Annotated in this window: 11 protein-coding genes; 7 read left to right on the top strand and 4 right to left on the bottom strand. The window is 42.3% G+C overall.

Going from position 1 to position 12,443, the window contains the following annotated elements:
- The 3 genes from LD39_RS17640 to LD39_RS17635 form a co-directional block, all read left to right on the top strand.
- Positions 1-1,125, top strand: a 1,125-nt coding sequence (locus tag LD39_RS17640) for an NAD(P)/FAD-dependent oxidoreductase (RefSeq protein ID WP_035550834.1), incomplete at its 5' end; no start/stop codon positions are given.
- 61 nt (positions 1,126-1,186) lie between these two features.
- A complete protein-coding gene (locus LD39_RS23215; RefSeq protein WP_197061453.1) occupies positions 1,187-1,360 on the top strand; it encodes a hypothetical protein in 174 nt (57 codons plus the stop codon).
- A gap of 162 nt (positions 1,361-1,522) precedes the next feature.
- The gene (locus LD39_RS17635; protein WP_035550830.1) at positions 1,523-3,049 is read left to right on the top strand and encodes a BCCT family transporter; all 1,527 of its coding nucleotides are present in this window, start codon (positions 1,523-1,525) and stop codon (positions 3,047-3,049) included.
- Positions 3,050-3,084: 35 nt separating this feature from the next.
- Here LD39_RS17635 and kynB read toward each other — a convergent pair whose 3' ends face one another.
- From kynB to recQ, 3 genes are all read right to left on the bottom strand, one after another.
- Complete coding sequence (gene kynB / locus LD39_RS17630) at positions 3,085-3,705, bottom strand: arylformamidase (protein ID WP_035550828.1); 621 nt, start codon at positions 3,703-3,705, stop codon at positions 3,085-3,087.
- 12 nt (positions 3,706-3,717) lie between these two features.
- Positions 3,718-4,998 carry a kynureninase gene (kynU, locus tag LD39_RS17625; RefSeq protein WP_035550825.1) on the bottom strand — a complete coding sequence of 427 codons (1,281 nt, stop codon included), beginning with the start codon at positions 4,996-4,998 and terminating at the stop codon, positions 3,718-3,720.
- Positions 4,999-5,140: 142 nt separating this feature from the next.
- A complete protein-coding gene (gene recQ / locus LD39_RS17620) occupies positions 5,141-7,282 on the bottom strand; it encodes a DNA helicase RecQ (protein WP_035550822.1) in 2,142 nt (713 codons plus the stop codon).
- 123 nt (positions 7,283-7,405) lie between these two features.
- On the opposite strand from recQ, the gene LD39_RS17615 reads away from it, so the two are divergent.
- The 4 genes from LD39_RS17615 (at position 7,406) to LD39_RS23640 (ending at position 11,766) form a co-directional block, all read left to right on the top strand.
- Positions 7,406-8,341, top strand: a complete 936-nt coding sequence (locus tag LD39_RS17615; protein WP_035550819.1) for an NADP-dependent oxidoreductase — start codon at positions 7,406-7,408, stop codon at positions 8,339-8,341.
- A gap of 133 nt (positions 8,342-8,474) precedes the next feature.
- Complete coding sequence (locus LD39_RS17610; protein WP_035550818.1) at positions 8,475-9,935, top strand: circularly permuted type 2 ATP-grasp protein; 1,461 nt, start codon at positions 8,475-8,477, stop codon at positions 9,933-9,935.
- Positions 9,928-10,890 carry an alpha-E domain-containing protein gene (locus LD39_RS23645; protein ID WP_035550815.1) on the top strand — a complete coding sequence of 321 codons (963 nt, stop codon included), beginning with the start codon at positions 9,928-9,930 and terminating at the stop codon, positions 10,888-10,890. The genes LD39_RS17610 and LD39_RS23645 overlap by 8 nt, the downstream gene beginning before the upstream one ends.
- Positions 10,891-10,914: 24 nt before the next feature.
- A complete protein-coding gene (locus tag LD39_RS23640; protein WP_035550812.1) occupies positions 10,915-11,766 on the top strand; it encodes a transglutaminase family protein in 852 nt (283 codons plus the stop codon).
- Positions 11,767-11,855: 89 nt separating this feature from the next.
- On the opposite strand, the gene LD39_RS17595 is transcribed toward LD39_RS23640, so the two are convergent.
- A partial coding sequence (locus LD39_RS17595) for a branched-chain amino acid transport system II carrier protein (RefSeq protein ID WP_035550809.1) occupies positions 11,856-12,443 on the bottom strand: 588 nt, incomplete at its 5' end.

Raw genomic sequence — 12,443 nt, 5'->3', positions numbered from 1 at the left:
CATCAGATTCAAGCTTTTTACGAAGAAGTATTCAAAGTAGGGGAAATGGTCGATTCTTTAGTTGAGAAATTACCGATTTTCCCTCCGAAGACCATAAAAGATTGGGGCCGTCTTCCGGATTTATTAAATCGTGAGTCCATACAACTGCTTCCATTTATGAGCCAAACAGTTGAAGACCGATTGAAAAAGTATGAACTTCATGATCACTACTTATTCAAAACATTTTTGAATGGAGAATTAATGGATAGTGTTCAAACGAGCGTAGATCGTTGCCCTGCTTTTCTTGGGTGTGCTGCCTTACAGACGTTCCACAAAGGTGCCTATGCCGTTCATGGGGGCCTGGCGACGGTCGCAGAACAGCTGGCTGGATATATTCGTGAATCTGGAAGCGAAGTGTTGCTTCGCCATCCAGTGCATCTTGTTGAGAGGGAAGGCTCTCATTTTCGACTGCATTCGAAACGCAAGAAAAAATATGAGGTCAAAAGAGTCATCTTAAATAATTCCGTCCATAATTTACATGATACGTTATCTGTCAATTTAGGTAAACATTCCTATATAAAAAAGAATAAGGAAATGAAAAGGGAGGCTTGGGGGGCTTTTATCATCCATGCGGGTGTTACGCAGGAAGTGTTTCAATCGACAGATGTCTTATACCATCAATTCATTGATCCAAACCATCCTGACGAACTGCATGATGGAGGTCAGTTTTTACTCTCCTTATCAGATCCTTCTGATCAAAAAATGGCTCCTGAAGGGAAGAGGTCATTAACTCTCTCTACCCATACGTCCATTAATCAGTGGTGGGAGACAGAAGACTATAAAGGAGAAAAGGAAAAAATGACAGAGCGGCTCATTGGCACCGTCGATCACTATTTTCCTGGATTTTCGCTTGGGCTGGATGTCGTTCTTCCGGGTACTCCTGTCACTTTTCAAAAGTGGTTGAGAAGAAATCATGGAAAAGTTGGAGGCTATGCTCCAGAGGGGCGTTTTAGCTGGTTGAACAGTTATTCGATACGTACAGGGATTGAAGGTGTCTTTCAATGTGGAGATACAGTCTTTCCGGGAGCAGGTACGCTTGGGGTTACACTTTCGGGTTTGATGGTAGCTAAAGAATTGACACGATGATTGAGTACATGATTGATAGGGAATAAGGCATAATAGCAATGCTGATAAAGGAGAGATGAATATGCCAGGTCCAGAGAATGAACTTCCAGGTTTCCAGGCGAATCCGAATGAGTTCGGAAAGTGTGGAAACTGCGGTAAATTATTGACTTCAAAGAAAGAAGCTGAAGTAAAACTTTGCAAAGAATGCCAAAAACGCCATAAAGATAAAGAGATTGAATATGATGAGGCAGAATAGATCGTTTTTATTAAATCACGCCCTTTGAAAGGCGTGATTTTTTATGCCAGAAAGAAAAATAATTTCACCATGGGTAAACTTAACACTTTACAGCATAATAAGAGCAGTGTTATGGTCTCTAAATGTGCCAAAAAAACATGATTACTTTTAAAGGAGTTATTTATGAATAATAAACAAAATGGGCGTATTGATTGGCCCGTCTTTGCAATTAGCGGAGGACTATTAGTACTTTTCGTATTTCTTGCACTTATTGATATTAGTTTAATTGAAACCATCGTGAACAAAAGTTTTGCTTGGTCTGCCAAGTATTTTGGAGCGTTTTGGCAAATCCTGATGTTACTGACGTTTTTCGTGGGGATTGGTCTTGCCTTCTCTAAATACGGGCGAGTGAAATTAGGAAATATGGAGAAGCCGGAAATCAGCCTTTACAAATGGCTGTCGATTATTATGGCTACTCTGCTTGCTGGGGGCGGTGTCTTCTGGGCAGCGGCTGAACCGATGTATCACTTCTTGACGGTTCCTCCTCACCAATCCGGTATTGAAGCAGGAACGAAAGCAGCCATAAACCCTGCTCTTGCTCAAAGTTTCATGCACTGGGGTTTCTTAGCCTGGGCGATTCTCGGTACAATCAGTGCTGTCGTGATGATGTATGGTCATTACCATAAAGGTATGCCAATGAAACCAAGAACCTTGCTTTACCCAATCTTTGGAGAGAAGCTGAGAAGCAGCTGGTTAGGAACAGCTATTGATGCTTTCTCTGTGATTGCTGTTGCAGCAGGGACGATTGGTCCAATCGGGTTCTTAGGACTTCAGGCAAGCTATGGACTGCAAGAGATCTTTGGAATTCCTAATCAATTCAGCACACAATTCTCGATCATTTTTGCTGTTGTCCTAATTTCAACGATTTCAGCAGTTACAGGTCTGTACAAAGGGATTCAATATCTAAGTAGTTTTAATGTCCGTTTGGCAATTGCGCTGATGGCATTTATCGTCATTTTTGGACCGGGCGGATTTATTATTGATCACTTCCTATCTGGTTTTGGTTATTATGTTGACCAGTTCATTCCTATGAGTACTTTCCGTGGGGATACGGGCTGGTTATCCGGTTGGACGGTATTCTTCTGGGGCTGGTTTATCGGTTATGGCCCAATGATGGCTATCCTTGTCAGTCGTATTTCCCGAGGGCGTACCATTCGTGAAATTATTGTGGCTATTTCTATCTTTGCACCTGTCATTTCTACCTTCTGGTTTACGGTATTGGGCGGGTCAGGAATTTTCTTCGAACTGAATAATCCTGGTTCTGTTTCAGATGCCTTGAATGCAGCAGGTAACCCTGCAGCGATGTTTGCGATTACAGAACAATTTCCTTTAGCATCTATCATTTCACCATTATTCTTGATTTTGACGATTTTATTCGTTGTAACGACAAGCGATTCAATGTCTTATACAATTGCAATGGCTGTTACTGGGGAAGGAAACCCTAAGAAATGGCTTCGTGTTTTCTGGGCTGTTTTAATGGGAGCTGTAGCTATTATTCTTCTTATCACTGGTGATAGCGGGATTACGCAACTGCAAAACTTCATTGTCGTAACCGCTGTACCTGTATCCATTCTTCTTCTGCCAATGATCTGGTTGGCACCGCGTGTAGCGAAGGATATGGCAAAACAACAGAAAATCACTGATAAATAATAAAAGCGATTGGCGCATTATTGCGCCAATCGCTTTTATTTTTGTTTTAAAATCGCTCTCACTGGGCTGCCGTCAGCTTGATCCATCTTTAACGGAAATGCCATAAGCTCATAAGCACCAGGAGCGACATGGTCAAGTTGCAATCCTTCTAAAATTAATAGATCCTGCTCATATAATGAGTGGTGGGCAGGGAGATCTTTACTTGTTTCAGGGTCTACAGAAGGGGTATCCACACCAATCAGGTCGATGCCATGTTCACGTAGGAAGGAAGCGACATCTTCACCAATTACGGTATATGACTCCGGGAAGCGGGTGCGGTCTTTCCAGCTCATCGTACGAAAAATAACTTTGTTGACACTGTTGAACTGAAAAGGAAGAAGGTCTGCTTTTGTTATGGTTTTTTTGTTCTCCATGTTGAGGACCAAGACATCACCGAAGAAGCGCTCAGGCGGGAGGTCAGCAACTTTTAATCCTTCTTTATCATAATGAAATGGAGCGTCTATGTGAGTCCCTGTATGATTACTAGCCTTGAATTGGCCGATATTCACTGAGCCCGTCTCTTCGATGGACATCGTCAATTGATAACGAAAGGGTTCGTCCCCAGGCCATGCAGGAGTTTGATTATTTAAGTTCATAGAAATATCAATTAGTTTCATAATAAAGCCTCCTTAAGCAATAATACCTCTTTCATTTTTGAATTGTTTGTGCTTTTCGTTCTGCATGATGTCTTTCAGCAGGAACATGACGTCATATACATCTTCAAATGAGATATAGAGTGCTATTGGTGCCAGACGAATGACGTTTGGAGAACGGAAGTCCGGAATAACATTTTCGTTTTTCAGCGCTTTACATATACTTGCTGCTTCTGGATGAAGCAAGCTAATGTGACCGCCTCGTCGTCCATCCTCCAGAGGATTAGCTACTTGAAAACCGAAATCCGGGAGTTCCTGATGAAGTAAGTTCATCATCAAGCGAGTAAGAGCAAGTGACTTTTCCCTTATCTGTTCCATACCTGCTTCATGGAAAATTTCCAAAGACCCAAGAAGAGGGGCAGAACTTAAGATGTGAGGAGTTCCCATTTGATAAGCACTAGCTGTTTCGGATGGTGTTAATTCATGCTCCATATCGAACTGTTTTTCTTTTTTAGAGCTGAACCACCCAGCTAATCCAGGTTTCTGTCCTAAATGTTTTTCATTTACATACAATCCTCCGACGCCACCCGGGCCGCTGTTCAAATATTTGTACGTGCACCACACCGCAAAGTCGACACCCCAATCGTTTAATTGGTGAGGAAGTGCACCGATGGAGTGAGCGAGGTCAAAGCCTACAACAATTCCATGTTCGTGAGCTGCTCTTGTTATTCTTTTAATATCAAGGAGTTGACCGCTTCGGTAAAGCACGGAAGGTAATAATAGAAGAGCGACTTCTTCGTTCATCTGCTCGATAATATGATCTTCCGATAGTGTATATCCATCCTCACTCTCAACCTGTATCAATTGTTCGCTTGCGTTCAGTCCCTGGAGCGCAATCTGACTTTTCAGGGCATAGATATCAGAAGGGAAGTTAAGTACGTCTGCAATGATTTTCGTTCGCTTTCCTGTAGGTTTATAGAAAGAAGCGAGCAGTTGATGAAGGTTAGCTGTAATCGAACCTGTATTGATTACCTCGTGTGGTTTTGCTCCAATTAAAGGAGCTGTCATCTCTCCGATTTTCTCTGACATGTAGAACCAGGGCTCAATTCCTTCTGTCCATCCATCAATGCCATAAGTTTTCCAATCATTCAAAGACGTCAATAATGATTGTTCTGCTCTTTTAGAGAGCAGTCCGAGAGAATTGCCATCCATATAATAGCTCTTTTCTTTAGTATAAAATTCATCCTTGAAAGCATGTAACGGGTCGTTTTGGTCAAGTTCTCTAACGGTTTCTCTAGTAATTTTAGATTTCGTCATCCAATCCCTCCTGCCTTTATTATAAGGAAGCAGGAGAGTCCCTAGCAAAGTTTTTACCAATCATTTAGTTGCAATTGTTTAAAGAGAATGAAATGAAAGAAAAGAACAACAAAAGCGCTGCCAGTCAAAGGCAGCGCTCTATCTACTTCATTAGGTTATGCTTGTAGAGGACAGCTTTTATAAGGGAGTAGGTATAATCTTCAGGTAATCCCTCTTTCAAAGGTTTTAATTTCTTTTCCTCTAATTCTTCGTACTGACGGAGGACCGCTTTCTCTTGTTCTTCATCAAACCAACGACCCCAGTCAAAGTCTTCGATTTCCTGGGCACGCCGTAACAGGTGGCTTTCAACGGTTTGTTTACTAAGTCCACGCTCTGATGCGATTTCCTCTATTGACTTCCTTTCCTGATCCCATCTCTCAAACGAAATGATATGGCTTGGCCTTTCGTCAGTTGGGTCCTTTTTAACGATAGAAGAAGATGGTTTAGAAGATGGCTTTGGTTTAGAGTCTGCTTGTTCACTCCAGGGCTTGATCAGTGCTAGGAATCTCTCTCCATATTGTTCATATTTTTGTTCTCCAACTCCTTTAATGGCTAGCATCTCTCGTTTATTTTCAGGTAAATAAACCGAGAATTCCTTCAGAGTTGCATCAGAGAAAATCACATAAGGCGGAAGCCCTTTCTCATCTGCGATCGTTTTACGTAAGGTGCGAAGTTCTTGGAAATATTCTGGATTGTATTCTTCTTCCTGATGAGTCGTCGTAGCTTCCACTAACATGACGACAGGCTGTTCTCCTTTTAAAACGGAGACAGCTTCATTTGATAACTGCAAGGTTGGGTATCGGCCTTGCCCTGGTGTCAAATAGCCTTCCGCCGTTAAAAAATGAATGAACCGTGTCAATTCTTTTTCTGTATAGTTGGACATAATTCCGTAAGTGGAAAGAGTTTGGAAGCGGAATTGCTTTACCTTTTGGTCCGCCGATCCTTTCAATACTTTTGCGGTCAAACCTGCACCAAAGCGTTCACCCATCCGTTTCACGCAGGATAAGACCATCTGGGCCTCTTTCGTCATGTCTTGCTTTTCTCCTTCATACGTACAATTCGAACATTTGCCGCATGGCTCAGTAGGGGTAGGATCTTCAAAATACTCAAGAATATATTGCTGTAAGCACGTATGAGTATGACAATAATTGACCATCGATTGTAATTTGGCATATTCTTCTTGTTTCTTTTCCTCTGAAGGAGATTGATCAATCAAAAATCGCTGCAGATGAATGTCCTGACTTGAGAAGAGAAGGGCACAGTCCCCTGGCTCTCCGTCTCGTCCGGCACGTCCAGCTTCCTGGTAGTAAGACTCAATATTCATCGGCATCGAGTAATGAATGACGTACCGGACATTCGACTTGTCTATTCCCATACCAAAGGCGTTTGTGGCGACAATGGTAGTGATTTCATCCTGTACAAAGTCCATTTGTACCTGTTTTCTTTGATTTTCTGTCATACCGGCATGATATTTTCCGATAGAAAAACCCTTTTTCGACAACAACTGTTGTAAGTGGTCCGCATCTTTTCTTGTCGCGGTATAGATGATGCCTGATTCCTCTGATCGGCTTTTCAAATATTCTTCTACGAAGTCTCGTTTATCTCTTCCTTTAATTATACGGAAAGATAAATTATGGCGAGCGAACCCTGTATTGACGACAGAGTTTTCAGGGACATCAATTAAGTGCATGATGTCTTTGATGACTTCTCTGGTAGCTGTTGCAGTTAAAGCCATGAATACAGGAAGGTTCGGGATCTGTTTCAGTGTTGGCACAATTGACCGGTAACTTGGCCTGAAATCATGACCCCATTGGGAAATACAATGGGCCTCATCAAATGCGATCAAGGATAGTTGCATGCTTTTGACAGCTGAAAGAAAATGTCCAGAGTCAAATCGTTCAGGTGCTACATAAACGAACTGGTATGCACCATTGGCCATATCGAAAATCCTCTGTCTTTGTTCTTCCGTTGACAGGGAACTATTTATATAAGTAGCGGCAATACCATAAGAATTTAAGGCATCCACCTGGTCTTTCATTAGAGAAATCAGCGGGGAAATTATGATCGCTGTCCCAGGCAGAGCTAACCCGGGGATCTGGTAGCAAAGCGACTTCCCACCACCTGTAGGCATGACAGCCAGTGTGTTTTGGCCGCTTAATACTTGGCTTATGGCTTGTTCTTGCCCTGGACGGAAGGAAGGGAACCCATAATACTGCTGCAAAAGTTGTTCGGCTTTTTCCATCATATTGATCTCATCCTTTTATCTATTCTTGCTATTGCTTTAATCTTTTCTCATCTTATCACGTTTGTTTTGGAATGATAGGGGAAAATATATGTCGTGATCGTCAAATAAAGGAGTGAAAACATCATGAAAGCAATTGTCATAGAACAATATGGCGGTAAAGAACAACTCGTGGAAAAAGTAGTGGATCATCCAACGCTCGAAAATAACCAAGTACTTGTCGAGCTGCATGCCACTTCAATCAACCCGATAGATTGGAAACTAAGAGAAGGTTACTTAAAGGAGATGCTCGATTTCGACTTCCCGATAATATTAGGATGGGATGCAGCGGGAGTAGTGAAAGAAGTGGGGAGTGCTGTAAAACAATATAAACAGGGAGATCGTGTCTTTGCGCGACCAGCGACCACACGCTTTGGTACGTATGCGGAATATGTGGCCGTAGATGAGGAGTTACTGGCTCCATTGCCGGACAATATTCCATTTGAAGAGGCAGCCGCTGTACCGCTTGCAGGATTGACAGCCTGGCAATGTCTTGTAGATTTTGCTGAAATTAAAGAAGGAGATCGTGTTTTGATTCATGCAGGATCAGGAGGTGTCGGTCAGTACGCCATTCAATTAGCTAAACATTTCGGTGCTTACGTTGCAACTACGGCAAGTGGCAAAAATCAATCGTGGGTTGAGGAACTCGGTGTCGATCGTTTCATCAATTACCGGGAAGAGCAATTTGATGAAGTCTTAAGTGATTTCGATATCGTTCTTGATACTCTAGGAGGCGAAATTCAAGAGAAAAGCTTCAAGGTGTTAAAAGAAGGAGGTCGTTTACCTTCCATCGTCCAGCCTCCTGACGATAAGCTTGCCGAAAAGCATAACGTCAAAGCAGGATTCGTCTGGCTTGAGCCGAGTGGTGAAAAACTGTCTAAACTTGCTGACTTAATGGAAAATGGTAAGCTTACTTCTGTGATAGGGCACCGCTTTCCTTTGACAGAAAAAGGATTGAAAGAAGCTCATGATATTAGTGAAAGTCACCACGCAAAAGGAAAAATTATCATTTCGATCAAATAAGGCAAAACCCCTTAGGTCATCCGTATTTTGGAAGGCCACAGGGGTTATTTTTGTGCAAATTTTCTTACAATTTTTGAGTAATTGCGATAAACTAAGGGTATGGTTCATTATAACGTCGAATGGGGGAGATTTAGTGCTGAAAAATTATGATGTAGGTTCTTTTTTTGATGAGATGATGGAACAGACAGGGGCTCCTAAGACTCATTACCAATGGTTCCACCAGCTTATCGAACAGTTCTCGGATCAAGAATTGAAGGAAAAGCATGAAACGGCACAATTGAATTTTCTTCGTCAAGGAATCACCTTCACGGTTTATAACCACACCGGAGGCACTGAACGGACTATGCCTTTTGATTTTGTTCCGATCATTATTCCGGAACAACAATGGAATAAGGTCGAAAAAGGGATTAAGCAGAGAATCAGTGCTCTAAACCATTTCCTCGATGATGTATACCATGAGCAAAAGATTGTTGAAGCAGGGATTATACCGGGAGACCTGATTGAAAACAATCCTTATTATTATGATAAACAAATCGGCGGGGTGAATATCCCTTTAAATAATCATGTGTTTTTAGCTGGTGTGGATCTGATTAGGGACGAAAATGGTGAATATCGTGTCCTTGAAGACAATCTCAGAAATCCATCAGGGATGTCTTATGTCTTTCAAAATCGTTACGTGATGAGACAGGTTTACCCTGAACTGTTTTTCCAACACTCTATTGAAACGCTGGAGCACCAGTTATCTGAACTGCACAATGCTGTGATCAGTCATGTACCACCCAATGCTGATCCACACACAACTCCGACAGCTGTATTGTTGACACCAGGCATGTATAATTCCGCTTACTATGATCATGTCTTTCTAGCCCAACAGATGGGTATCGAGCTTGTTGAAGGCAGAGATTTGATCGTCAAAGGCGACGTCGTCTATATGAAAACAATCCGCGGATTAAAGCGAGTGGATATCATTTATCGGAGAATTGATGACGACTTCCTTGATCCAGAAGCATTCCGACCGGACTCTGTACTTGGAGTTGCTGGACTTTTAAATGCATACAAGAAAGGGAATGTTTCTATATTGAATGGAATCGGCAATGGAGTCGCTGATGATAAAGCGATGTACGTCTATGTGCCTGATATGATTCGCTTTTATTTGGACGAAGAACCGATCATTCCGAATGTGGAAACGTATTTCCTTAGTGATCCGGAAAAGCTTGAGTATGTGCTTGAGAATTTAGAAGACCTTGTCATTAAAAACGTAGGAGCTTCGGGTGGGTATGACATGCTAATCGGACCACAATCAGACGAAGATTTGCGGAATGAATTCAGAAGAAAAATCATTGAGAAGCCTCATCAATATATCGCTCAGCCTACCATCAAGCTTTCAAGAGCACCTGCTTATCAAGATGGACGTTTTTACCCTTGTCATGTGGATTTGCGTGTATTCGCCATGAGTGGAAACTACACGAATGTTCTGCCTGGGGGATTATCAAGGGTTGCGTTGAAGGAAGGTTCTCTAGTCGTAAACTCTTCTCAAGGTGGAGGCGGTAAGGATACGTGGATTTTGACAGAAGGGGGACAACCGAATGCTTAGCAGGGTAGCCGATTCTTTATATTGGATGGCGCGTAATATCGAGCGCGCCGAAAACAATTCAAGAGTACTTAGTGTTCAATTGATCCATATGTTGGAAGCTTCGGATCAGGAGATCGCTGATCGTGATTGGGGAGAGGTATTAGAGATTTGTGCATCACAGCAGGAATACATTGATCGGTACGAACGCCTCGACCGGGAAACGATCATCCAATACTTAACGATCAGCCCTTTGAATCCTAGTTCTCTTATGAACAGCATGTTTTACGCGAGAGAGAATGCGAGATCCACCAGGGATATCATTCCAGATGAACTCTGGGAAGTGCTGAATGAGTTCCACTTAGCTCAGAAAGACTGGCAGGAACTAGCGAATACGAGGCAGCATACTCAGGATTATCTCAAAAAAGTAGTCCGAACATCCATGTCAGCGCAAGGCGTCATTGAATCAACGATGAGCCGCGGCATCCCTTATTCATTTATTAAAATTGGAAAATGGCTGGAGAGAGCTGAAAAAACGGCACGCGTCTTGAATGTCACGTGTGAGAAGAACAGAAAAGAAGCGATCCACCATACCGATAATTATTATTATTGGCTGACAGCCTTGCAGTTTTTGAATGGGTATGATGCCTATATTAAAGAGAATCCGCCAACGATGGAATCAAGGAATGTCTTAAACTTTTTAGTGAAAGAAGGGACATTCCCAAGGTCGATCCGTTATTGCATGAACCATGTGCAAGAAGCGATTCAAAACTTAGAGTCTGGTAAGGTATCCCACTACTCCGAGGATTTGTTCCAAATGCTGAAAATGGTTCAGAATGAAATCAGTGAAACGGATATCGATGAGATGAATATGGAAGAGCTGATGAAGTTCCTGGATCATTTCCAGGATCGCTGCCATACGGTAAGTCGAATGTTCTCTGAAACCTACTACCTCATTGAACCTGTGCATGCAAAGTGAGCCAAGACGCCAGGAGGAAATATAATGAAATACCAAATTGAACATACAAATACCTTTTATTATGAAAATTTTGTTGACCAAAGCATGAACCATATCCGTTTGAAACCGCGAACGGATGAGTGCCAAAGGCTTTTGGCTTACCGGACGGAAATCAGTCCGAATTCTTTGATTAAAGAGCATATTGATCTATGGGGTAACCACGTGGAAACATTCTTTATACCTGAAAAACACGAACATCTTACTGTAAGGACGATCTCAACAGTCAGTATTCAGAAAAGCCCATTTATCCATATGATCCGCAGTTCAGCTGAGATGATGAATATCTTTCATTCTGAGCTTTTTAGACGTCATTATTTGGCATATTTGAATGAAACTCCTTATACGTTCTTGTATAAAGAGCAAGTCGAGGAGATCGTGAATGCGGTCGGTGATCCATCAGACCCTATTCAGTTCTCGATTGACTTAATGGCTTATATCAATCTGTCCATCTATTATGACTCGGGTGTGACCCATGTGAATACAAAAGCTTATGAATCCTGGCCATTGAAAGCAGGAGTATGTCAGGATTATGCTCATGTCATGATCGGCGTACTAAGAGCAAAAGGAATCCCGGCACGCTACGTGAGTGGTTACTTATATGTTGGTGAGGATTCTGCCTTAGTTGGGGATGCAGCTACACACGCCTGGGTGGAAGTCATGGTTCCGGGTATCGGATGGGTAGGCTTGGATCCTACGAATAACGTAGAAGCGCTGGAGCAGCATATTCGAATTGGTACGGGGAGAGATTATGCTGATGTAAGCCCGCTTCAGGGTGTTTATCGAGGCGGAGGCCAAAATTTAGATGTGAAAGTTAGTGTAACATTACTCGATAATTAATCTAAAAATCATGGCTGGTAGAAAGCTGGTTGGATATAATTGAGGATAAAAAATCCCCCTCTGATTATAAATCGGAGGGGGATCATTTTTTAGTTTTGGTAACTCTCTGATGGCGCCCCTTGACCTTTTATAAATTGGAAGAGTGCTCCAGTCAATCCGCCGATTACAGCGGGAACAACCCAGCTTAAATTTAATTCGAATAGTGGCAGTTGGCTGATCCATGAAGTAATACCGGGCATGTCCAAACCAAAAGCAACAAGTCCATCGTATAGCGCCACAAATGATGTGAAAAGGACAGCACCTCGATAGACGTAAGGAGAATGGTTAAATAGTCCTCCCATGAAGGTCAATGCAATTAAAACAATGGTTATTGGATAAACAAAAACAAGAACGGGTACAGAGTATTCAATGATCTGGTTTAAGCCGATATTCGTAATCCCTAAACTTACAAGGGTAACTAAGGTAACCACTGTTTTGTAAGAAAGAGCAGAAATTCTTTTTGAGAAAAACTGTCCGCACGCAACGGTTAATCCGACGCAAGTGGTGAAACAGGCAAGGGCAACAATAACTCCCAAAAGCAAAGTTCCCGGTTGACCATACATGATTTTTGCAGCACCTGAGAGGATGGCACTTCCATTGTCGTAAGTACCTTCCGTAGCCATCTTAGCACCAATCCA

Source organism: Halobacillus sp. BBL2006 (genome assembly GCF_000786645.1).
Lineage (GTDB): Bacteria > Bacillota > Bacilli > Bacillales > Halobacillaceae > Halobacillus.
Note: the sequence above shows the minus strand (reverse complement) of the source record. Positions and strands in the feature narration are given on the sequence as shown.

Bases quoted from the DNA above. Each gene is read 5' to 3' on its own strand.
- LD39_RS23215 (WP_197061453.1), top strand. From the start codon at position 1,187: ATGCCAGGTCCAGAGAATGAACTTCCAGGTTTCCAGGCGAATCCGAAT.
- LD39_RS17635 (WP_035550830.1), top strand. From the start codon at position 1,523: ATGAATAATAAACAAAATGGGCGTATTGATTGGCCCGTCTTTGCAATT.
- kynB (WP_035550828.1), bottom strand. From the start codon at position 3,705: ATGAAACTAATTGATATTTCTATGAACTTAAATAATCAAACTCCTGCA.
- kynU (WP_035550825.1), bottom strand. From the start codon at position 4,998: ATGACGAAATCTAAAATTACTAGAGAAACCGTTAGAGAACTTGACCAA.
- recQ (WP_035550822.1), bottom strand. From the start codon at position 7,282: ATGATGGAAAAAGCCGAACAACTTTTGCAGCAGTATTATGGGTTCCCT.
- LD39_RS17615 (WP_035550819.1), top strand. From the start codon at position 7,406: ATGAAAGCAATTGTCATAGAACAATATGGCGGTAAAGAACAACTCGTG.
- LD39_RS23645 (WP_035550815.1), top strand. From the start codon at position 9,928: ATGCTTAGCAGGGTAGCCGATTCTTTATATTGGATGGCGCGTAATATC.
- LD39_RS23640 (WP_035550812.1), top strand. From the start codon at position 10,915: ATGAAATACCAAATTGAACATACAAATACCTTTTATTATGAAAATTTT.